The sequence below is a fragment of the Chryseobacterium sp. 22458 genome (assembly GCF_052044975.1).
GTDB lineage: Bacteria > Bacteroidota > Bacteroidia > Flavobacteriales > Weeksellaceae > Chryseobacterium.
In genome coordinates this window covers 1-21,980 of the sequence record NZ_JBQEOA010000004.1, presented here as the reverse complement: position 1 = coordinate 21,980, position 21,980 = coordinate 1, and the positions used below count along the sequence as shown (strand labels likewise).

General features: G+C 37.8%; 15 protein-coding genes. 3 read left to right on the top strand and 12 right to left on the bottom strand.

Features of this window, described 5'->3' with window-relative positions; genetic code table 11:
* Positions 1 to 453: 453 nt before the first annotated feature.
* Both ACTJJF_RS14405 and ACTJJF_RS14400 read right to left on the bottom strand, forming a co-directional pair.
* Positions 454 to 1,200, bottom strand: a complete 747-nt coding sequence (locus ACTJJF_RS14405; protein ID WP_312298195.1) for a glycerophosphodiester phosphodiesterase — start codon at positions 1,198 to 1,200, stop codon at positions 454 to 456.
* Positions 1,201 to 1,367: 167 nt separating this feature from the next.
* Positions 1,368 to 4,439 (bottom strand): carboxypeptidase regulatory-like domain-containing protein, encoded by a 3,072-nt coding sequence (locus ACTJJF_RS14400; RefSeq protein WP_440700088.1) that lies wholly within the window; start codon positions 4,437 to 4,439, stop codon positions 1,368 to 1,370.
* A 244-nt stretch (positions 4,440 to 4,683) separates the two neighbouring features.
* Here ACTJJF_RS14400 and ACTJJF_RS14395 point away from each other — a divergent pair, with 244 nt between their 5' ends.
* The 3 genes from ACTJJF_RS14395 to ACTJJF_RS14385 all read left to right on the top strand — a co-directional run bounded on the left by ACTJJF_RS14395 (position 4,684) and on the right by ACTJJF_RS14385 (position 9,351).
* On the top strand, positions 4,684 to 4,839 hold the full coding sequence (locus tag ACTJJF_RS14395) for a hypothetical protein (protein WP_440700087.1): 156 nt from the start codon (positions 4,684 to 4,686) through the stop codon (positions 4,837 to 4,839).
* Between the two features lie 28 nt (positions 4,840 to 4,867).
* The gene (ligA, locus tag ACTJJF_RS14390) at positions 4,868 to 6,874 is read left to right on the top strand and encodes an NAD-dependent DNA ligase LigA (RefSeq protein ID WP_312298200.1); all 2,007 of its coding nucleotides are present in this window, start codon (positions 4,868 to 4,870) and stop codon (positions 6,872 to 6,874) included.
* A 185-nt stretch (positions 6,875 to 7,059) separates the two neighbouring features.
* Entirely contained in the window at positions 7,060 to 9,351 is a 2,292-nt protein-coding gene (locus tag ACTJJF_RS14385; protein WP_440700086.1) for a DUF7619 domain-containing protein, read from the top strand.
* 48 nt (positions 9,352 to 9,399) lie between these two features.
* On the opposite strand, the gene ACTJJF_RS14380 is transcribed toward ACTJJF_RS14385, so the two are convergent.
* The 10 genes from ACTJJF_RS14380 to ACTJJF_RS14335 all read right to left on the bottom strand — a co-directional run bounded on the left by ACTJJF_RS14380 (position 9,400) and on the right by ACTJJF_RS14335 (position 21,675).
* Positions 9,400 to 9,807 (bottom strand): hypothetical protein, encoded by a 408-nt coding sequence (locus ACTJJF_RS14380; RefSeq protein ID WP_440700085.1) that lies wholly within the window; start codon positions 9,805 to 9,807, stop codon positions 9,400 to 9,402.
* Between the two features lie 12 nt (positions 9,808 to 9,819).
* Positions 9,820 to 10,533: a hypothetical protein gene (locus ACTJJF_RS14375; protein ID WP_440700084.1), complete on the bottom strand. Its 714-nt coding sequence runs from the start codon at positions 10,531 to 10,533 to the stop codon at positions 9,820 to 9,822.
* Positions 10,534 to 10,654: 121 nt separating this feature from the next.
* Entirely contained in the window at positions 10,655 to 11,170 is a 516-nt protein-coding gene (locus tag ACTJJF_RS14370; protein WP_440700083.1) for an STM3941 family protein, read from the bottom strand.
* Between the two features lie 153 nt (positions 11,171 to 11,323).
* Positions 11,324 to 13,039: a HAMP domain-containing sensor histidine kinase gene (locus ACTJJF_RS14365; protein WP_312298206.1), complete on the bottom strand. Its 1,716-nt coding sequence runs from the start codon at positions 13,037 to 13,039 to the stop codon at positions 11,324 to 11,326.
* A gap of 91 nt (positions 13,040 to 13,130) precedes the next feature.
* Entirely contained in the window at positions 13,131 to 14,240 is a 1,110-nt protein-coding gene (locus ACTJJF_RS14360; RefSeq protein WP_312298207.1) for a sensor protein KdpD, read from the bottom strand.
* A gap of 45 nt (positions 14,241 to 14,285) precedes the next feature.
* The gene (locus ACTJJF_RS14355) at positions 14,286 to 15,371 is read right to left on the bottom strand and encodes a porin (protein ID WP_440700082.1); all 1,086 of its coding nucleotides are present in this window, start codon (positions 15,369 to 15,371) and stop codon (positions 14,286 to 14,288) included.
* Between the two features lie 66 nt (positions 15,372 to 15,437).
* Positions 15,438 to 15,995, bottom strand: coding sequence for a potassium-transporting ATPase subunit KdpC (gene kdpC / locus ACTJJF_RS14350; RefSeq protein ID WP_440700081.1), 558 nt, complete (start codon positions 15,993 to 15,995; stop codon positions 15,438 to 15,440).
* A 10-nt stretch (positions 15,996 to 16,005) separates the two neighbouring features.
* On the bottom strand, positions 16,006 to 18,045 hold the full coding sequence (gene kdpB, locus ACTJJF_RS14345) for a potassium-transporting ATPase subunit KdpB (protein WP_440700080.1): 2,040 nt from the start codon (positions 18,043 to 18,045) through the stop codon (positions 16,006 to 16,008).
* Positions 18,046 to 18,220: 175 nt separating this feature from the next.
* Positions 18,221 to 19,915 carry a potassium-transporting ATPase subunit KdpA gene (gene kdpA, locus ACTJJF_RS14340; RefSeq protein WP_440700079.1) on the bottom strand — a complete coding sequence of 565 codons (1,695 nt, stop codon included), beginning with the start codon at positions 19,913 to 19,915 and terminating at the stop codon, positions 18,221 to 18,223.
* A 437-nt stretch (positions 19,916 to 20,352) separates the two neighbouring features.
* The gene (locus ACTJJF_RS14335; protein ID WP_440700078.1) at positions 20,353 to 21,675 is read right to left on the bottom strand and encodes a sigma-54-dependent transcriptional regulator; all 1,323 of its coding nucleotides are present in this window, start codon (positions 21,673 to 21,675) and stop codon (positions 20,353 to 20,355) included.
* Between the last annotated feature and the right edge of the window lie 305 nt (positions 21,676 to 21,980).

Sequence of the window (21,980 nt, the reverse complement as noted above, 5' to 3'; positions counted from 1 at the left end):
ACGGTTTTAATACTATTTTAACGTTTTTTAAAAGATTATTGAATAATATGTTAACTTTTCCTTAACAACATTAGATAACATACTATCAAACAAGATTTTAAGGAATTAAGGATTTTTAATGCCGGTTCACGGTTATATTTATGTATCTTTATTGTCTTCACATGAGATAATACCACAAAACAAATACAACAATTTAATAATCAATATATTACAATAAATAAACTTATTCTAATTGACTATTGATTAGTATAATTAGGGATTTTTTCAATAAAAAAGACACAGTCTGCACTTTTGTAAGTGCAGACTGTGTCTTTTGTTAAGTACTGTGGATGAGCTGTGAACCACCCCGTCAAATCTTTGATTTGCCACCCCTCCGGAGGAGGGGAATGATGAGGGTTCCCCATTGTAATTTTGGAAAATAACAGATGGCTAAGCTCTATCAGAATGACAATACTATTTATTTTTCAGCTGTTCAGGGATATTGGTTGTTACAAATCCTATTCCCTGCTTTTTTAATTCTTCATATACCGCAACATCATTCACAGTCCATGAGTTTGTGATAAGGTTGAGTGCTTTCGCTTCAGCAATCCATGTCGGGTTTTTCTGAAATACACTGAAGTGGTAATCCATTCCGTCCAATCCTTCTTTTCTGATCTGTTCCGGCGACAATTCCCCGTTCAGATACTGAACTTTAAAAGAAGGTGCCAGCTTTTTGATCTCCTTGCAGATATTTAAGCTGAATGAAATAAATTCACTCTGAGATTCCAGCTTCATATCTTTGATCATCCGGATGGTTTTCTGAGTGATCTCGTTTTCTATCTCCGGAGTTTTGGCAGGCTTAATCTCAACGATCAGTTTTACTGACGGATCTTTCTTCCCCTTTTTTAAATAATCTTTTAAAGTGGGAAATTTTTCTCCGTTCGATAATTTCAGCTGCTCCAGTTCTTTGAAAGAAGTTTCCGAAATTTCCATTTTACCGTGATGCTCATCATGATTGATTACCAATACACCATCTTTTGTCATTCTCACGTCAAATTCTGAACCGTAAACTTTTAGCTTCTGGGCATTTTCCAGAGATTTTAAAGAATTTTCCGTTGTTGGAGGCTGAGTCTGAAAATATCCTCTGTGTGCTATAATCTGAGTTTGTGCTTTCATGAGAACCGTACTTAAAACTGCTAAGCCTAAGATAAAATTTTTCATAATATAATTTAGATAATTAAAACAAAGTCCTGGAACTTTTTGATAAAGATAAGTATTAAAAAATGTAAACCACAAAGACATAAAGATTTTCAGACTAAAGCTAAGGTTGAAATTGGTTTAGAAACTGAGGGTTCTTTTACATTCTTTGTGGTTTAAAAAACTGTCTATCAGAAGCTGTATTTTGCTCCGATCTGGATCTGGTATGGGTTCCCTGTTAAAGGCGCCAGTCCGCTTCCGCTGATATTTTTCGCATATTCAAACTGCCTTGTATCCGGATTGAATTTATTGATCCTGTACAGCGATGTATTTCCGTATGATTTATTCACTCCCCATTCTTTATTCAGAAGGTTGGCTACGTTGAAAATATCTACAGACAACTCAAAGGCGCCTATTTTGTCAAACTTTATTTTCTTTGCAACTCTCAGATCCCAGACTCCGTAGAAACCATTTTTACCTCCGTTACGCTCTGCAATTTTACCGTTATAATCACTGATGTAGTTTTTCAGGGCTTCACCTACCTGCGGATCGTCCAGAATGGTCTGGGCAATATTCGGGAAGATATAAGCAAGGTCATTATTATCTACAAAGTCTCCGTTCACATTTCCTCCTGATGTTACAGAGAAACGGGTTCCTCCTATTCCTGAATATCTTATCCCCAGCGTAAATCCTGCTATTGTAGGAGAATTTCCATAGATGACCACTTTATTCCTGAACTGGTTATCAGAATAGGTCATCCTCAGATCTCTCGGATCACTTTGTATCATTGTAGACAATGTTGCAGAATTGGCTACATTTCCGTTATAAGAAGTATTGTCTTTGATATCAGACCATGTGTAACTTGCTGTGATCTCTCCGTCTTTCCAGTAACGGTAGCTGGTATCAACCACGAATGAGAACTGATTCACCTTACCATCACTTACAAGCTCCAGCACTCTTCCGAATTTGTTGTTGATTCTCCCTGCTTTCCAGTCTATTCTACCCTCTTTCAAAGATTCCAGCGGAACAAAAACCCCTCTTCCTCCTTCATTATCTAATGTAAAGAACGGATTGGCTGCCATATTTCTGTCATAGTAATAATAGTTGTTTCTTCCCAATGCCATATACCCTGCAATTCCTGCTCTGAATCTTTCATTGAAGAAATGAGTATATGAGATATTGGCTTTATACACGATCGGAATCTTAGCATCTTTTCCTGTATAATTGATGGTAGGAATCTGGTATTGGGAAAGTGTAGGAACCGTATTGTAATCGTTTCTGTAACTGTTGAAATCCGGGAACGGAACCTCATTAGAAGTTACATCCACTGTTGCCAGATGCTTCCCGTCAAACACCAGGTTATTGATGATCATATAATTATTAATATCAGACGAGAATATTCCGGCTCCGAATTTTAAGAAATCCTTACCTTGCTCATTGATATTCCAGTCAAACTGAAATCTGGGCTGAATCACAAATGATTTTATTTTATTATCTGTTCGGATACCCATCTCATCATATAGCTTTTGATTGAATTCTGCTTTAGGATATCCACCGTAGTCAAATCTTAAACCTGCCATTAAATCAAGCCCTTTGGCGATTTTGGTCTGAAATTGCCCATAAAAACCGATATTCCAGATATTTGATCTTACAGACGGATCTTCCATCAAAGGAACTTCCCTGTAAAACCGTGAAGGCGTCATGGTTTCAAAATTCCCAATTCCCTGAAAATGGAACCTTCCGTTTACCTCACTTCCGTATATAGATTTTGAAGTGGTATACATGAGATCTGCTCCAAAGGTATATTTTACTTTATCTGTGTTGTAATACAGGTTATCTACAATCTGGAATACATTATTTTTAAAGCTTTCCTGCGCAAAACGGTGGCCTCCGATCTGGATATTGGTAGAACCTACTCCCGGAGACATCACATTTTCAACAATAGCTCTTGGAACCGGCTTACCCAGCTCATCATTCTGATAACTGTTCTGGAAAGTATACAGATACTGTGCCTTCAGCTCGTTGGTCAGGTTAGATTTCAGATTGGATCTCAGGGTCAGCAATAAGCTGTTGTCAAGATTTTTGTCATTTCCGTAAGATTCAAAGAAAGTGATATTGGTATTATCTCCCAGTCCGTTTTTATTAAGATCGTAGGTGAAGTTATTTCTCAATGTCAGTAAGTGCTTTTCATTGATCTGCCAGTCTAAACGTAAAAAGGCAGCATCTGAGTTTCTTACTTTATCAAAGCTTCCGAACTGCGGGCTGTTCCCTACTCCATATTTTGATCTTGCAATATCCAGAAACTGATTCAGGGTCTGTGTGGTGGTATTCAACCTTTTCTCGTCCTCCGGAGATCTGATATCTGCAATAAGCAAAGGTCTTGAATCCAGCTGATGATCCCATGCTACGAAGAAATGTAATTTATTTTTAATGATGGGTCCGCCTAATGAAAATCCGAACTGAGAGGTAGAGAAATCATTCTGTCTTTTGTTTCCTCTGATATCATAAGGACTGGAAAGCCAGTTCGTTCTCAGATACTCCCAGGCACTTCCCGAGAATTTATTGGTTCCCGATTTAGTAACAGCACTTACGGTTCCGCCACCACTTCTTCCCAGAGTAACATCATATTGGTTGGTGGTAATTTTGAATTCACGTACAGCTTCAATCGAGATGGAGAAAGGAGCACCACTTCTACTGGTTGTAGATCCGGCAGAAGTTGGATTTTTAGCCGTCATTCCGTCAATGGTAAAATTGGTGGAAGATCCGAGCTGTCCGGACAAACTTCCGCCTTTTCCGCTTAAGGGAGACAATTCTGTAAGACTGGTAAAATTTCTTCCGTTCACTGGAAGTATGCTGATGTTTTTAGCAGTAATGGCCGTAGCTGCGCCAAGGTTTCCGATCTTATTTTTCAGGTTTCCGGTAATTTTTACCTCCTCAATATTCTTCTCACCGCCCAGGTCCATATTTACAGTAATCTGATCCCCAAAGTTGATGTTGTATCCTTCTTTTTTATCCTCATTTACAATCACCGTATAAGGGCCCCCAAGAGGAATTTCTTTAAAGATATATTCTCCTTTTGAGTTCGTTTCCGTCTCCGTTCTGAATCCTGTGGATTCGTTTACGATGGTTACTTTCATTTTTTCCTGAGCGGTACTTCCCGGTCCGGTTACTTTTCCTATGATAGAAGCCTGTGTGGTCTGTGCATAAGCCATTGAACCAAGCCCTAAAAACAATAATCCCAGTACAATCTTTACTTTTCTCATGTCTTCAAATTAGATGTGCAAAGGTATTTTGACTTTAAAGGCTTACTATTTAAGGGAACTTTAACATTTTTTTAATTAAATCCGAATATTATGTTAAATTAATCTGAACACTTATTCTATCCCGTACAGAACCAGTTTGTTGAGGTATATTACGTATTTTTAATTTTCCTATGCCATTTAATTCTGCTATTTTTTTAATGGATGACATTAGGCTGAACCCCGGATTAAGAAAGTTGAGAGTAAAATGAGCTGGAAGAAAGAAGCCGGATGTTATTATTCCAGTGATGGAAATACACAGAATGCTTATTCTTTGAGAGTTTCACAACTTCCGGCTTTCATCACCCGGTTTCAAACCTGTCTAAAAACCGGAAGTTTTTATCCCGAATTCACGTTACTTTAGTTATTTTTGCTCAAAAGATATACAACCCATGTCTGAAAATATTCAACAAAAGATAGAACAGCTCCGTAAAGAGCTTCACCAGCATAACGAAAATTACTACCTTCTGGATACTCCTACCGTTACTGATTATGAGTTTGATATGCTCCTTCAGGAACTTCAGGATCTGGAAGCCAAGCATCCCGAATTCTATGATGAAAACTCACCTACGGTACGTGTAGGAGGCGGTATTACCAAGGTTTTTCCTACGATTCAGCATAAGTTCAGAATGTATTCACTGGATAATTCCTATGATTTTGACGATCTGGAAGACTGGGAAAAAAGGATTATCAAAACCATTGCTGACCCGGTAGAATTTGTTGCGGAACTGAAATATGACGGTGCCTCTATTTCCATTCTTTATGAAAACGGGAAGCTGACACAGGCCGTAACCCGTGGAGATGGTTTTCAGGGAGATGAAATCACTCCGAACGTCCGTACCATTTCAGATATTCCATTGACGTTGAAAGGTGATTTTCCATCACAGTTTTTTATGCGTGGAGAGATTTACCTGACCAGAAAAAATTTCGACAAGATCAATAAGCTTCGTGAGGAAGAAGGTCTGGATCCATTCATGAATCCAAGGAATACGGCAAGCGGAAGTCTGAAAATGCAGGATAGCGGTGAGGTAAGAAAGCGTGGTTTATCTTCTGTATTGTATCAGTTTATTTCAGATGAGGTTCCGGCAGATACCCACTGGGAACTGCTTCAAAAGGCGCAGAGCTGGGGCTTTAAAACCTCCCAGCAGGCTAAGCTGTGCAAAACTCTGGATGAAGTAAAGGAATTTATCACATTCTGGGATACTGAGCGTCATAATCTTCCTTTTGAAATTGACGGAATTGTCTTAAAAGTGAATTCTTTACAGCAACAGAGACAGCTGGGATATACCGCAAAATCCCCACGTTGGGCAATGGCTTATAAATTTAAAGCAGAAAAGGTAGAAACTGAGCTTCAAAGTGTTTCTTATCAGGTAGGAAGAACCGGAGCCATCACTCCTGTTGCCAATCTAAAGCCTGTTTTGCTGGCTGGAACGATCGTGAAAAGGGCCTCTCTTCACAATGAAGATATCATCAAAAAGCTGGATCTGCATGAGCATGATTTTGTGTATGTAGAAAAAGGCGGTGAGATCATTCCGAAGATCGTAGGGGTGAATACGGATAAAAGAACTGAAGAAAGCAAAGAAATAGAATACATCAGACATTGCCCTGAATGTGGAACGGAACTGGTAAAAGTTGAAGACCAGGCCATCCACTTCTGTCCGAATGAACTTCACTGCCCGCCTCAGGTGGTAGGAAGAATGATTCACTATGTTTCCAGAAAGGCTCTGAATATTGAAAATCTGGGTGGTGAAACAATTGAACAGCTTTACAGGGAGAAATTGATTGAAAATCCTGCGGATCTGTATGTTTTAACGAAAGAACAGCTGCTTCCTCTGGAGAGAATGGCTGAAAAATCGGCACAGAATATCATCACGGGGATTGAAAAGTCAAAAGAAATTCCATTTGAAAAGGTATTATACGGAATCGGGATCAAGCATGTGGGTGAAACTGTAGCGAAAAAACTGGTTAAAAACTTCCCTACCATTGAGGAGCTGAAAAACGCTACTGTTGAAGAGCTTTGCCAGGTAGAGGATATCGGAACAAAGATCGCCATCAGCATTGCAGAGTTTTTCAACAATTCTGAAAACGTTCTGATGATCGAACGTCTGAAATCTTACGGAGTACAGCTTGAGAAAGGAGAAAGTACCAATGAAGTACTCTCTGATATTCTGGAAGGAAAAACATTCCTTTTCACAGGTAAACTGTCATTATTTACCAGAGAAGCCGCTGAGGAAATGGTAGAGAAACATGGCGGAAAAAATATTTCTGCCGTATCGAAAAACCTCAACTATCTTGTGGTAGGTGAAAAAGCGGGAAGCAAGCTGAAAAAAGCACAGGATATAGGAACCATCGGTATTCTTGATGAACAGCAGTTCCTGGATCTGATTGAAAAGCAATAACAGATTTATAACCTGATTATAATACTATTGGCTGTGATGAATTTCACAGCTTTTTTTGTTTTTAAAACCTTAAAAGCCAATCAAAAAAAATTAAAAAAAATTAACTGACTATATGCTTAAAAGTTTACATTTGTCTCCTATTTGCAACCAAATAATTAAAAACTAAAAACCAGCCAACTAAATCCATGAAAAAAATCTACCTGATCATCTCCATGATGATTATTGCGGTGTTTCACGCTCAGACCGTCAATATTCCTGATGCCAATTTTAAGAAACTGCTGACCTCCAATATCCCTTATATGGCCAGGGATCTTATGGGCAATAGTACCTCTATCGATACGAATCATGACGGGGAAATTCAGTTATCTGAAGCGGCCAACATCAGTAAATTGAACTTCGATACTTTTGTTCTGCAAAATTATACCTCTTTTTCCAGTAATGTTGTTTCAATAGAAGGGATAAAAAGCTTTACCAATCTGACTGATCTTTATATAGACCTTTTTCCGTTATTACAAAGTGTTGACCTGAGTAACAGTACAGCATTGTATAAGCTGGACCTCAGCAGATGCTATGTGCTCTCATCTGTAAATGTTCAGGGCTGCAGCCAGCTATATGATCTGGATATCTTCTTTTGCAGCATGCCTTCCATCGACTTATCCGGGCTGACCAATTTATATGAAGTAAACATGACACAGTGCCAGCTTCAAAATATTTATTTAAATAACAATACCAATCTTGTCAACTTAAACTTAACTGCCAATAAACTTCAAACACTTCCTTTAAACCAGACGCCCAATCTGCTTTATCTAATGATCCCCGGAAATTCTTTTACATCGCTCAATTTCAATGCTTTTCAAAAACTTGAAACATTGGATTGTACTTATAATAAATTTACAACCATTGATCTTTCACAGAATGAAAAACTCAAGGTGTTCGCATGTGATATGAATCCCAATCTTCAGTCTTTACTGATTAAAAACGGTATTAATAATTTTACGCAGGTTATTCCTTCGTCTTTTTCAGGTACGCCTAATCTTAAATATATCTGTGCGGATGACTTTGAGATTGCCAATATGAATTCATTATTACCCACCACTACAGTCAATTCATACTGCTCATTCACTCCTGGCGGAACATTCTATACAATCCGGGGAAATACAAAAACAGACGGCAACAATAACGGTTGTGACCCGAATGACCCCAACAGGGCTTTCCAGAAATTTACTATCGCAGGAGCCGGAACTACAGGAAGCATGATTGCCGATATTTCAGGAAATTATTCCGTTCCGGTGCAGACAGGTACACATACAGTAACTCCGGTCCTTGAAAACCCGGCATACTTCAACATTTCTCCGGCCAATGTCACTGTCAGTTTTCCTCAACAGGTTAGCCCGTTCAATCAAAACTTCTGTATAACTCCTAGTGGTGTACATCATGATCTGGAAACGGTTATTATACCTGTAACGGCAGCTTCACCCGGTTTTGAATCTCAATATAAAATCATCTTTAAAAACAAAGCAAATACCACACAATCCGGTACCCTGCTGTTTAATTATAATGATAATGTGGTTGATTATCTAAGTTCTACCCTTACGCCTGTCTCTCAGTCTACTGGGACATTGAGCTGGAACTTCACCAATCTTCTTCCTTTTGAAACCAAAGAAATCACGGTAACTTTTAAATTAAATACCCCTATCCAGACTCCGCCGTTAGAGGGTGGTGATATTTTACATTATACCGCACAGATTAATGGAGCGACTGATGAAACACCTGCAGATAATAATTTTACATTAAATCAGACGGTTGTAAACTCTTTTGATCCGAATGACAAGACCTGCCTGGAAGGTACTTCTATCACCCAAACCCAGGTTGGAGACTACGTGCACTACCTGATCCGGTTTGAAAATACGGGAACGGCCAATGCCAGAAATATTGTAGTAAAGGATGAAATTGACACTTCAAAATTTGATATTTCCAGTTTGATTCCTCTGCATGGAAGCCATAGCTTTGTGACACGAGTAACAGGTCCTAATATTTTAGAATTCATTTTCGAAAATATTCAGTTACCTTTTGATGATGCCCATAATGACGGTTATCTGTCATTTAAGATTAAGACAAAATCTACTCTGAATACCGGTGATAGTTTCAGCAATACGGCCAGAATCTATTTTGATTACAATGCTCCGGTTGTTACCAATACTTATACAACCTCAGTTGCAGGTACATTGGTAACTTCAGAAATCAAAAATGATAAGAATACAATTGGGATCTATCCTAATCCGGTCAAAGATATTCTGTATATCCAATCTTGGGATGAAGTGATCAAAGCTGAAATTTATGATACAGCCGGAAGAATTATGAATTCTATGGGAACGAAAAAAAATACCGTAGATGTTTCCAGCCTGTCCAAAGGAAATTATTGGATTAAATTATTTTTAAAAGATAAAGTATCTGTACAGAAATTCATTAAAGAATAATCTTTCAGACCATTTATAAAAAGGCTGCATAACGTTATGCAGTCTTTTTTATTCCAAACCAAAAAGAAGGCCTGCAGCTCCGTACAAAATAAAAGTGATCAGAGGCAATCCGAAAAAAGTGAGTAAGGAAAATATAAATGTATAGGTTCCATAGCTTTTAACAAACACGATCATATTATTGACCACATTATTGAGAAGTAAAAGCAGCAGCAGATACACTGGCATCATGATATTGCCAATAAGTAAAAAAATAAAAAATGTTCCGGCATCTTCGATCTTCCCTCTTACATCTGCTATGCATAGAACAACCGCAGCCATAAAAATCAGGACTGAAAACCCTGCCATTAGCCTCAGCATAGTTTTTTTCCAGGTCTCTTTCTCTTTCATGGAAAACTGAAAATAATACAGATTGGCCAACCCAAAAACCGAAACGGTATAAATAATAAAAACTTCCATTGGTTACGGTATTTATTTCAGGTTTTTACAGTTCTTTTCAACAGTAAACAATGCATTGGAAATCATCTCTGCAAATTCTGCCTCTCTATTTTCAAAATAGAAAAAACCTTTTTCCAGATTGTCTTTATTTTTCGCAATCCATAAATTGATTCTTTTTATATCATCTCTTTTGAAGTCCCTGAAATTTTTACCATCGTAAATCATATCAAGGTAATAATGATCAATACAATCAACAAAGACTCTAAAACCGTTTTTCTGAAAATCAGTTTCCCAACACGCCAACATTCTGTCAAGCTCTCCGGTTATTTTATAGATACCGGTAAACGCTTCATGATCAAAATAAGATTGGGTTTCCACATGATTCTGCCACCACTTCAATAAAAAAGTTTCAACTGCAGCTCTTTCATTTTCCGGCCACATTTCAAATTTCCCGTACTCTAATTTACCTATTATCGTATCTAAATAAGCAATTAAACCTCCTTTTGCAAGAATTTCAAATAACCTGGGAAGGAAATGTTTAAAATCTTCAATACTCCCCCAGGTTGTCAAAGCTTTAAATACATACTTTAGAAGATCATTCTCTTCCAATTCCCTCAACGGCCTGATATGAAGGTTTTCCTTGTCTGCTTCCGAAACACAGCAAGGGCATCCGCTCATGCAGGGTACAGGCGGATAGACTGAGAAGGTCCCATAAAGATGTTCGACAGATGATTCTAATGCATTCATCTGTTATTGGAAATTATTGATCTTTTCATTTCTAGTTTTATAACAAATATAAAGACGAATTTACATCATTTAGTATATCCGTCTTCTTTTAATTGTGTGATTCTGTTAATTAATGACTTTATTACTTATTTAACAGACTGTAAGGTTTTATTTTACTTTGTAACAATTCCAGCAAAACTTTAGTTTTCACATTGATCATATCAATCTGAAAGCTGTATTCACGACTCTCGGAATTCCCGAACAGTCCGGGAGAAATATTATTCAACAGATTGGAATTTTTCTTTGGATGCTTAAGTACAATATGAATAAATTCGGTTGTTTTAATTCCATGATGCTTCATATCCGATGTACAAAAAAGAAGAACATCATCAAAATTAATCGTCGTTGGTTTTCTCAACACATTATAAATGATCATCTGCTGACCGGTAACTGTTAATAAAGGTTTTGTGCGGAACAATAACAGTAAAGAATAGACAATTCCAAATAAAAAAAGTACAAATGCGAGATATAATATCATCATCAGAAAAAGACTGTCATTCTTAAAACCGATATGATAAAGTCCAACAGTAAAGATACTTGAGACAATAAGCATGATCAGACTTTTGATTTTACCGGAATAGAAATGAACTTCCTTCATGATTATAACTTTACTATTGAATTTTATTACATTCAAATATATAAAACTTAAAAAGCTGAGGTATAAAAAATCTGATAAAACTATTTTTACCTTCTATAAATAAACCTTACAGGCCTTTAAAAAACCTGTAAGGTTGAAATTAGTCTAACAATTTTATGACACCGGTAATCTGAAATAAAAAGTACTGCCGTGATTCAGGGAACTGTTTACTCCAATTTCACCATTCTGTTTCTCAATGAAATTTTTCGAAATAGCCAGGCCGAGCCCGGTACCATTCTGATGCTCTCCCGGAACCTGAAAGTAACGGTCAAAAATCTGACGGTGGTATTTTTCATCAATTCCGCTTCCGGTATCGGTAATACTGAACTGAATAAAGGATTCTTCTTTTTCTACCAGAATACGGATACTTTCATCCTGAAAAGAATGTTTCACGGCATTTGTCAGGAAATTATTCATGACCCACACTGTTTTGTCAAAATCAGCCATTACAAGGTCATTATCTTCTAAAAAGAATTCTGTACTGATGGAGATATTTTTCTGTTCGGCAAGTTTTTCAACATTTTTCACGGCAGTCTGTACAATCTCTTTCGGGGCACATTTTTCAATGGTCAGCCGGATGTTGCCGGATTCGACCTGAGAGAGATTAAGCAGCTCTCCGGTGATATCCAGTAATCGCTGCCCGTCTTCATTGATGCTCTTCAGCAATTCCTGCTGCTGTTCATTCAGATCCCCGAATTTTTGATTGCCAAGTAACTGTACCCCCATTTTTATGGCAGAAATAGGAGTTTTCAATTCATGAGAAATAGTAGCGATGAAATTGGTTTTCGCAAAATCCAGCTCTTTAAACGGAGTGATATTACGCAGAAGAATTACTTTACCGATATTTTTCTTCTCCCTCTCACCTGTTTTTATGATATTAATAGGAACAATATCCTGTTCAAAATAATTTTCCTTATTATCACGGACAATTTTAATAGGATCTTTTACCGGATGATCAATGTTTTTCAGCAGTTCACGCATCAGATCATTATTCACTGCCACTTCATGAGCTGTTTTACCAATAATCTCTTCTTTATGAAGGTTGGTGATCTTCAGCGCTTCATCATTGATCATGTAGATAAAATGGTTTTCATCAAGACCAATAACAGCATCATGCATATTGTTGACCAGGGTTTCAATCCGTTTTTTATCCATCAGCTGTTTTGAAAGTGTACTGCTTTCATATTCCTGCAGTTTCTCTGCCATTGTATTGAATGATTCTGCAAGGCCATTGAATTCTTCACTTCCTTTAAAATGAACTCTTTCGTTATAATTCTTATCTGCAATCTGTCTGATACTGAAGGTCAGCTGATTGATAGGCTCTGCAATTGTCTGCGGCAGGTTGAAAAGCAGTACAAAAGCAATCAGAAAGCATACAGTTCCTAAACTCACAATCCAGAACGTGGCATTCTCTGCCGTGATGATGGCAATATCGCTTTTACGTTCTATTCCCTTCATATTCAAGGACATTATTTTGGCCAGATCTTCCCGGATCAGTTTTTCTTTATTGGAACTTGGTTCTTTCAGGTAGCTGTTGAAATGCAGGTTCAGGTTTTGGGTGGCTTCTTTCTCTCCGAATTCTGTGAGGTTCTTTTCCTGTAGCTTATTATTTTTCTGGAAATCAGCGATGGCCACTGTACTGTCTGTACTGATATTGTCAAGAGCCAGAAGCATATTTTTGGAAAATTCCAGGCTGTTGTAATTGGCTGTAAGGATCTTTTCAGTATCGGATTTTAATTTGTTGATGTATACAGAACCTATCACTGAAAGCAGAACAATCAGTAAAAATAACAGGCCTACGCCCAGGGTAAGTTTCGTTTTAAGTTTCATATGAAGATACTTATTGCTTTTTAAAAGACCTATGCAATCGCGTCATCTTTATCGGGGTTTGTGTTTCCAAGTCATTACGATTTCATTACTTTTAAGATAAAATAATAATATCTATCTGTCTCTCATTCAGTCTGTTCATCAGGGTATAGATCCAGCTGTATCCCAGCAGCCGCTGCCAGAACTTTGCATGGGGTTTCCCGATGCAGACTGTAGTGATATTATGGGCAATCACATACTCCAGAATTCCGTTATGAACACTGTTTTCTTTGATCCGGACCACTTTTGCCCCCAATTCCTGTGCTAAATTAAAATTATTAATCAAATACCGCTGTTTATCCAACGCTATTTTTTCAGGATTTTCGGACGGTTTCTGAATATAGAGAACTGTCCACGGGCTGTTGTAATAGCTGGCTAATCGGGCTGTTTTCCGGATGATTGTTTTGGCAATCTTTTCATTACTGCTGATGCAGGCCAGGAATTTTATAGGTTTAAAATTCCCGGTCTTGATTTCAGTTTCCACTTTTCTTTCCACGTGAGTAGCTACTTCTTTTAAAGCCAGCTCACGAAGCTGCAGAATGTGCCCACTTTGGAAAAAGTTGCTGAGTGCCGTTTGAATTTTTTCTTTTTTATAGATTTTACCTTCTTTCAAACGGGTAAGCAGTTCATCGGCTGTCAGGTCAATATTTACCACTTCATCAGCCAGCGCCAGAATTTTATCAGGAACTCTTTCTGCGACTTCTATTCCGGTAATTTTTTTTACCTCTTCGTTCAGGCTTTCAATGTGCTGGATGTTCATAGCGCTGATCACATTGATTCCGCTCTCTAAAATTTCCAGTACATCCTGCCATCTTTTTTTATTTTTGGATCCTTCTACATTCGTATGGGCCAGCTCATCTACCAGCACCACTTCCGGATGTTCGTTGATAATGGCCTGAAGATCCATTTCTTCCAGATTCTTTCCTTTATAAAAAACGGATTTGCGTCCAACTTCAGGTATTCCTTCTACAAGGGCTACGGTTTCTTCCCGGCCATGGGTTTCAATATATCCTATCTTTACATCAATGCCGTTCCGTAAAAGAGAATGTGCCTCCTGAAGCATCCGGAAGGTCTTTCCCACGCCTGCACTCATCCCTATATAAATCTTGAATTTTCCTTTACGGGATTTCTGGATCAGTTCTAAAAAATCTTTTGCTGATGACATTGATTTGATTCTTTTTAGTTTTATTTTAAACACTTTTTTATCGGGTTAAAACCACACCGCTAAGCTTGTTGTCACAAAGAAGTTTCCTTTTCTGAACTCATCATTTTTCGCAAAAACAGCATCTTTAGAAGTAAAACCTCTTGCTTCCGTACGGAAAACCACATTCTTGAAAACAGCATAATCTACGTTCAGTGAATATCCGAAAGTCTGAAATCCGTTGGGTGTTTCTGTACTGATAATAACTCCGTTTTTATCGTTATAATACTCAAGCCGCCCTGCCAGTGCCCATTTGTTATCAAGCTGATATTTCATCTGCACATTCGGGCTGTACCATATATTATACCGGCTGCTTCCCTTTGATTTCTGTTCTGCCCCGATATCAAATCCCAATAATGCTAAGAACCTTTCTGTCAGCTGAAAGCTTCCGTACAAATCATGGAAATATCGCATTCTCTTGTCTTCTTTTGCTTTATCATTTCCAATAAATGAACTGCTGTTCAGGGTAATTTTATCATTCGGTTTATAAGTCAACTGATGTCCGAAAGAAATACTCTGATTTCCTTCCGGTTTCGCAATACGCTGCCAGCCATTCAAAATTAATCCGCTTACAAACCATTTTCCGTTATCTGAGGTGTAGGAAATTTTGGCTCCGGTTTCAAAATACGGTGAGTTTTCTGCTGCAAAACTTCTTGTCAGGTTAAGATTATCTTTTCCTATGGCACTTTCCCAGCCAATATGCGAAGGCATAATCCCTGCATCAATCCACAGGTTTTTATTTTTAGAAATTTTGATTCCGATATTGGCTTCATTTATGTAGCGTAGGGCATTTTGTTCAGCAGCCATATTATCCTGAGCGTAAGTTCCTGCCATTAAAGCAATATTAGCTCGGATATTTTCACTTTGGTAATTGGCTTTAACTAAACCCAGATTAAGATTCATTTCATTATGTCTGTTATATGAGTAGAGAAAATTTTGACGCATATGATTTCCAGGCTCATTAAAATCGTAGGTGTAAAAGAGTTCTGCATAAGCGGAAAACGTAATTTTATTGCCTGTTTTCAATGAATCTGATGATTGTGCTTTGGCTAAAAACAGCCCTGATAGTGCACATATAGCTAGATATTTTTTCACGTTAGTTTTAAGGTGTATTCATCATGTCAAGTTTTAAAATCTTGACATGATTGATTATTAAATTTATTATTTTAATTGGTCTAAAGCAATATTAAGCTTCAGAACATTTACTTTTGAAGGCCCGAAAAGTCCTAAGAAAGGCTTCTCAGTTTGGTTATTAATTAAGTTTTGGATCTGCTCTTCTGAAAGGTTTCTCACTTTTGCAATTCTTTTGGCCTGATACAAAGCTCCTTCTTCAGAAATATCCGGATCCAGCCCGCTTCCACTTGCCGTAACAAGCTCTACGGGAACTTTTGTATTTCCCATTTCAGGATTTTTCATTTTTAAAGTATCAATTCTTTTCTGTACAATTTCCAAATATTCTTTATTGCTTGGACCTTTGTTGCTTCCCCCGCTTCCTGCTGCATTATAATTGACTGAAGAAGGACGGCCGTGGAAGTATTTTTCAGATTTGAATTCCTGTCCGATATTCGCATAAAACTTCTGTCCTTTATTGTAAACAATTTCTCCGTTTCCTTTGTTAGGAAGTATTTTAGAACCTCCGTATACAACACCAAGATAAATACCTGTAACCACCAGCATCACAAGAGTTAATCTGAATGCTGAAACAATATGATTTTTCATTTTTTTAATTTTAATAGAATAAACTGATGACCAAGTCAATGATTTTGATTCCAATGAAAGGAACGATTACTCCGCCCAGACCGTAGATCAAAAGATTTCTTCTCAATAATGCACTGGCCCCGATTGGTTTGTAAGCGACTCCTTTCAATGCCAGCGGAATCAGGAACGGAATGATCACCGCATTAAAGATCACTGCTGACAGTATAGCTGTTTCCGGGCTGTGAAGGTTCATGATATTCAGCTTCTGAAGAGATGGAATAAATGTGATAAACAATGCCGGAATAATCGCAAAATACTTCGCAACATCATTCGCAATACTGAAAGTTGTCAACGTTCCTCTTGTCATCAGCAGCTGTTTCCCGATTTCTACAATTTCAATCAGTTTGGTAGGGTCATTATCAAGGTCTACCATGTTACCAGCTTCCTTGGCTGCCTGTGTTCCGCTGTTCATTGCAACACCTACATCAGCCTGGGCGAGTGCCGGTGCATCGTTCGTTCCGTCCCCCATCATAGCGACCAGCTTACCTTCCTGCTGCTCTTTTTTGATGTAGTTCATCTTATCTTCCGGTTTAGCTTCTGCAATAAAGTCGTCTACTCCGGCTTTTTCTGCGATAAATTTTGCCGTCAAAGGATTATCTCCGGTTACCATCACCGTTTTTACCCCCATTTTTCTCAATCTTTGGAAACGTTCCTGGATACCGGTTTTAATGATATCCTGAAGCTCAATAACGCCCCACACCTTCTCATTCACAGAAACTACCAAAGGAGTTCCTCCGTTTTCAGAAATTTTGGTTACCGCATCCTGGGTTTCCTGCGGGAAGCTATTCCCGGCTTTTTCAGTCAGTTTTTTTATGGTATCATAAGCTCCTTTACGAATTCTGGTTTCGTCAAAATCAATTCCTGAAGTTCTTGTTTCTGCTGTAAAATCGATGTAGACAGGATTAGCAACCAGCAAATCTTCAGATTTTAAAGCGCTCAGTTCAATGATTGATTTTCCTTCCGGAGTTTCATCGGCTACGGAACTTAATGCAGAAGCTTTAATAAATTTGTCAAGTTCGATTCCGTTTGCAGGATGAAACTGGGTTGCCTTACGGTTTCCGATAGTGATTGTTCCGGTTTTATCAAGCAACAGAACATCAATATCTCCCGCAGTTTCCACTGCTTTACCACTTTTTGTAATCACATTCGCTCTCAAAGCCCTGTCCATCCCCGCAATCCCGATTGCAGAAAGCAGACCACCGATGGTTGTCGGAATAAGACAAACGAAAAGAGATATAAATGCCGCTATGGTAATCGGAGTCTGCGCATAATCTGCAAATGGCTTTAAAGTGAGGGTAACAATAATAAATGTAAGGGTAAATCCTGCCAGAAGTATGGTTAATGCGATTTCGTTGGGTGTTTTCTGTCTTGATGCTCCTTCTACAAGGGCAATCATTTTATCTAAGAAGGATTCTCCGGGTTTTGTAGTTACTTTTACTTTAATTCTGTCTGAAAGTACTTTCGTCCCTCCGGTTACAGAGCTTTTATCTCCTCCGGCTTCACGGATGACAGGTGCACTTTCTCCGGTAATGGCAGATTCATCAATGGTTGCCAGACCTTCAATAATTTCACCATCCATCGGAATCTGATCTCCGGCCTCACAAAGAAAAATATCGCCTAATGTCATTTCAGCAGACATCTTCAGTCTTGTTTCTACCTGAAATCCTGGTTTATTATCAAGCACTAATTTAGCTGGAGTTTCCTCTCTTGTCTTTCTAAGAGTATCTGCCTGTGCTTTTCCTCTTGCCTCTGCAATAGCTTCTGCAAAATTTGCAAAAAGAACGGTGAAAAATAAAATAATAAATACTAAAAAGTTATAGGAAAAGCTTCCCTGGGTTTTATCACCAGTAAGACTAAACATGCTTACGATAAACATGACAATGGTTCCGATCTCCACCAGGAACATTACAGGATTTTTAAACATAATTTTCGGATTCAGCTTTACGAAGGACTGTTTGATCGCTTCGTTTACCAAATCTCTCTGAAATAATGTTTGTGACTGATTTTTCATTTTTTTGAAAGAGTTTATATCATTGTAAATCAATAATCACCATCAAGGTCTGCCAAATAATAAGGATAGATATGGATAATATAAGTGAACGTTTCAGTAAGTGTCAGACTAGCTTCCTCACACTTTTCAGCTCCCTTAATGGTTGAATATTGATTTTAATTTTTAATGTTCACATTTATTTTGAGAAATACTGAATCTGCTCTGCAATAGGACCTAAGGTCAATGCAGGGAAGAAAGATAGCGCTGCAATCAGTAAAATCACCGCCAGGGTCATGAATCCGAAAGTGGCTGTATCCGTTTTCAGTGTTCCTGAACTTTCCGGAATAAATTTCTTCTGTGCCAGCAGTCCTGCAATCGCTACCGGGCCTATAATCGGAATAAATCTTGACAGCAGTAATACGATCCCTGTTGAGATATTCCACCAAGGGGTGTTATCTCCCAATCCTTCAAAACCGGATCCGTTATTGGCTGAAGAAGAGGTAAATTCATACAGCATTTCGCTGAAGCCATGAAAGCCCGGGTTATTTAATGTTTTTGCTCCAAATTCCGGTAAATAAGCAGTTAAGGCCGTTCCTACAAGAATTAAAAAAGGATGGAATAAAGCTACAATCATAGCGATTTTCATCTCTTTGGCTTCAATCTTTTTACCCATAAATTCCGGAGTTCTTCCCACCATCAGGCCGCTGATAAATACGGCGAGAATAATAAAAATGAAATAATTCAGAATTCCGACACCACATCCTCCGTAGAAACAGTTGATCATCATCGCAAGCAATTCATTCATCCCCGAAAGAGGCATTGTACTGTCATGCATTGCGTTTACGGATCCTGTAGAAATTACCGTTGTTGCAATACTCCAATAACCGGATGCTGCACTTCCGAAGCGGATTTCCTTTCCTTCCATTGCTCCCAGGCTGCTATCTGTTCCCATTTGTGTAATCAGAGGGTTTCCACCCGTTTCATTCACAACATTCGGAATGGTAAGAGCAAGAAAACCAACTGTCATTACGGTAAAGATAACCCATGACAACTTTCTTTTATTCAGATAAAAACCCAGTGCAAATACCAATGCAAAAGGAATGATCATCTGAGTAATCATCTCTGTCATATTGGTCATATAATTAGGATTTTCAAGGGGATGTGCTGAGTTCGCTCCGAAAAAGCCACCACCATTAGTACCCAAATGTTTGATTGCAACAAATGCAGATACCGGACCTCTGGAAACATCAGCCTTCTGGCCTTCCAGTGTTATGATGTGATCTTTTCCTTCGAAAGTCATAGGACTTCCGTTGATAGATAGAATTAAAGCAACAATTACGCTTATAGGAACCAGAATTCTGATCACCGATTTGGTGAAATAATCGTAGAAGTTACCAAGTTCAGTACTGGTTTTTTCTTTAAAAGCTTTGAAAAGAACAGCCATTGCCGCCATTCCCGTTGCAGCTGTTACAAACTGTAAAAACATCAGATAAAGCTGGCTCAGATAACTTACTCCTGTTTCTCCCGAATAATGCTGTAAATTACAGTTGACTAAGAAGGAAATAGTTGTATTAAAAGCCAGATCGGGTGACATATTCGGATTTCCATCAGGATTTAAAGGAAGCCAGGATTGGTTCAGTAAAAGAAGAAAACCAATGATGAACCAAACCAGATTAATCGCCAGCATGGCATACATATTCTGTTTCCAGTTCATCTGACGGTTAGGATTAATTCCCGATATTTTATAAATTAACTTTTCGATGGGTTCAAAAACCGGATCAAGAAAAGTTTTTTTGTATCCATATACATTAGCTATGTATTTACCTAAAAATATCCCGATAACTAATGTGATGGCAAACATTGCTATAATGCCTAAAATTTCTGTATTCATAACCGTTTAAAATTTTTCAGGTTTCATTAAAACATAACAGATATACACAAAGGCAAGTATTGAAAGGAAAAATAAACTCCACATAATTTATATTCTATCAAAAAATTCAACTGATTTATATAAAAGCCAAAACAAAACTGCAAAAAGCAGAATTAAACTTATGAGCATCATATCTTAATCATTAGGGTTAAAAGGGTCAGCAATACGTACGATACAATCAGCAGACTAAAAGTGGAATGCTTCCGTTTTTTAAACGTTTTTCTTGAAATTGTCATTTTTAAATATTTTATTCAGATACCTTATGCCAAAAGGAATTCCAATCTGAAAATAAAACACTTAAAAAACTATCATACAGATGATTACAAACAATTACAATACTTCATAAAAACACGAAAGCCTATCAAAATGATAGGCTCTTTATTAAAATGATAAATTGATTATTTTAATCCGTATTCTTCCAGTTTACGGTATAATGTGGCAATACCAATTTCAAGAAGTCTGGCTGCTTCGGCTTTATTTCCTTTTGTATACTGTAAAACTTTCTGGATATGTATTTTTTCTAACGATCTGATGCTTAGAGAATCGCTTTCTGTGGCTCTTTCAGCATAATGAGGAAGACTTTCTGCATCCAGTGTATTATGATCCATCAAAATTAAGCTCCGTTCTACGGCATTTCTCAATTCACGGATATTTCCCTTCCAATCATTTTTTTCAAGTACTTTGTAATAATCAGGCGTTACTTCAACAGAGGTTAAATGCAGCTTGTTTGAAAAAAGATCAATAAAATTCTTGGCCAGCATCTTCAGGTCTTCTTTGCGCTCTCTTAAAGCCGGAAGAGTGATTTCAAAAACATTCAGCCTGAAATACAGATCTTCTCTGAAGTTTCCTTGCCTTATCTCCTGTTCCAGATCTCTGTTGGTTGCTGCCACCAATCTGAAATCGGATTTTGAGACCTTAGTTTCTCCCATTTTGATAAACTCTTTTGTTTCCAAAACACGAAGCAACTTGGCCTGCAGTTCTACAGGCATTTCCCCAATTTCATCCAGAAACAGTGTGCCACCATTGGCTTCTTCAATCAGACCTTTCTTATCCTTCAGAGCTCCTGTAAAAGCTCCTTGTTTATGGCCAAAAAGTTCGCTCTCCAGAATTTCCTTACTGAATGCGGAACAATTGATCGCCACAAAGCTATTCTTCTTACGGTCACTTCCTTCATGAATGGCATTGGCAAAAACTTCTTTCCCGGTACCTGTTTCTCCGGTTAAAAGTACAGCTGCATCTGTTAAAGCAACTTTTTCAGCCAATTTTTTAGCTTGCAGAATGGCTGGTGATTTACCGATAATCTGTTCAAAACCTTTTGCCGTATTAGCAGGCTGAATGATTCTGGATTTGTTATCTTTTACTTTATCAAGAGCTTTATATACCAGCGGAATAATTTTCTCATTATCATCGCCTTTTACGAGATAGTCATAAGCCCCATTTTTCATAGCCTGAACAGCATCTGTAATATTACCAAATGCAGTCATCAGAATGATTTCCAAATGAGGATATTTTGTTTTGATCGAATTTACCAGATCTACACCAAAAGCATCAGGCAGGCGGACATCACTTAAAACAACATCAAAATCATACTGCTCAAGCATTGTCATTGCAGAACGTGCCGTAGAAGCTTCTTTTACATTAAAATTTTCTTGAGAAAGGATCATCCCCAGTAACTTAAGGAGCTTGATCTCATCATCGATGATCAGAATGTTTCCTGACATTATAATTATTTTAGAAAACCAGTACAAACTTATTGAAATTATTTGAGTAAAACAGGTTTACCAGGAGAAATAGTTTTTGTTGTACGGTTGAACGTCAGATATGGATTAATAATGAGTAATAAGTAATGAGTAATGAGCAATCCTGAATAAGAACAGGATTGGGATTGGGATAAAAAAGAGTAAGGGATAATAATAGAAGTATTAAGCCACACCTCATTCAATAGGGACGGGCTTTAGCCCGTTCTCATCCAAAAGAATAATTCCATAGGCTTTAGCCAAAACCTGGATCTATACCTGTTGTAAAG

Excerpts from the sequence above, each read along its gene's own strand:
- ACTJJF_RS14395 (WP_440700087.1), top strand. The coding sequence starts at position 4,684 with ATGAGCTGGAAGAAAGAAGCCGGATGTTATTATTCCAGTGATGGAAAT.
- ACTJJF_RS14405 (WP_312298195.1), bottom strand. The coding sequence starts at position 1,200 with ATGAAAAATTTTATCTTAGGCTTAGCAGTTTTAAGTACGGTTCTCATG.
- kdpB (WP_440700080.1), bottom strand. The coding sequence starts at position 18,045 with ATGAAAAATCAGTCACAAACATTATTTCAGAGAGATTTGGTAAACGAA.
- ACTJJF_RS14365 (WP_312298206.1), bottom strand. The coding sequence starts at position 13,039 with ATGAAACTTAAAACGAAACTTACCCTGGGCGTAGGCCTGTTATTTTTA.
- ACTJJF_RS14375 (WP_440700084.1), bottom strand. The coding sequence starts at position 10,533 with ATGAATGCATTAGAATCATCTGTCGAACATCTTTATGGGACCTTCTCA.
- kdpA (WP_440700079.1), bottom strand. The coding sequence starts at position 19,915 with ATGAATACAGAAATTTTAGGCATTATAGCAATGTTTGCCATCACATTA.
- ACTJJF_RS14380 (WP_440700085.1), bottom strand. The coding sequence starts at position 9,807 with ATGGAAGTTTTTATTATTTATACCGTTTCGGTTTTTGGGTTGGCCAAT.
- ACTJJF_RS14335 (WP_440700078.1), bottom strand. The coding sequence starts at position 21,675 with ATGTCAGGAAACATTCTGATCATCGATGATGAGATCAAGCTCCTTAAG.
- ACTJJF_RS14370 (WP_440700083.1), bottom strand. The coding sequence starts at position 11,170 with ATGAAGGAAGTTCATTTCTATTCCGGTAAAATCAAAAGTCTGATCATG.
- ACTJJF_RS14400 (WP_440700088.1), bottom strand. The coding sequence starts at position 4,439 with ATGAGAAAAGTAAAGATTGTACTGGGATTATTGTTTTTAGGGCTTGGT.
- ligA (WP_312298200.1), top strand. The coding sequence starts at position 4,868 with ATGTCTGAAAATATTCAACAAAAGATAGAACAGCTCCGTAAAGAGCTT.
- kdpC (WP_440700081.1), bottom strand. The coding sequence starts at position 15,995 with ATGAAAAATCATATTGTTTCAGCATTCAGATTAACTCTTGTGATGCTG.
- ACTJJF_RS14360 (WP_312298207.1), bottom strand. The coding sequence starts at position 14,240 with ATGTCATCAGCAAAAGATTTTTTAGAACTGATCCAGAAATCCCGTAAA.
- ACTJJF_RS14385 (WP_440700086.1), top strand. The coding sequence starts at position 7,060 with ATGAAAAAAATCTACCTGATCATCTCCATGATGATTATTGCGGTGTTT.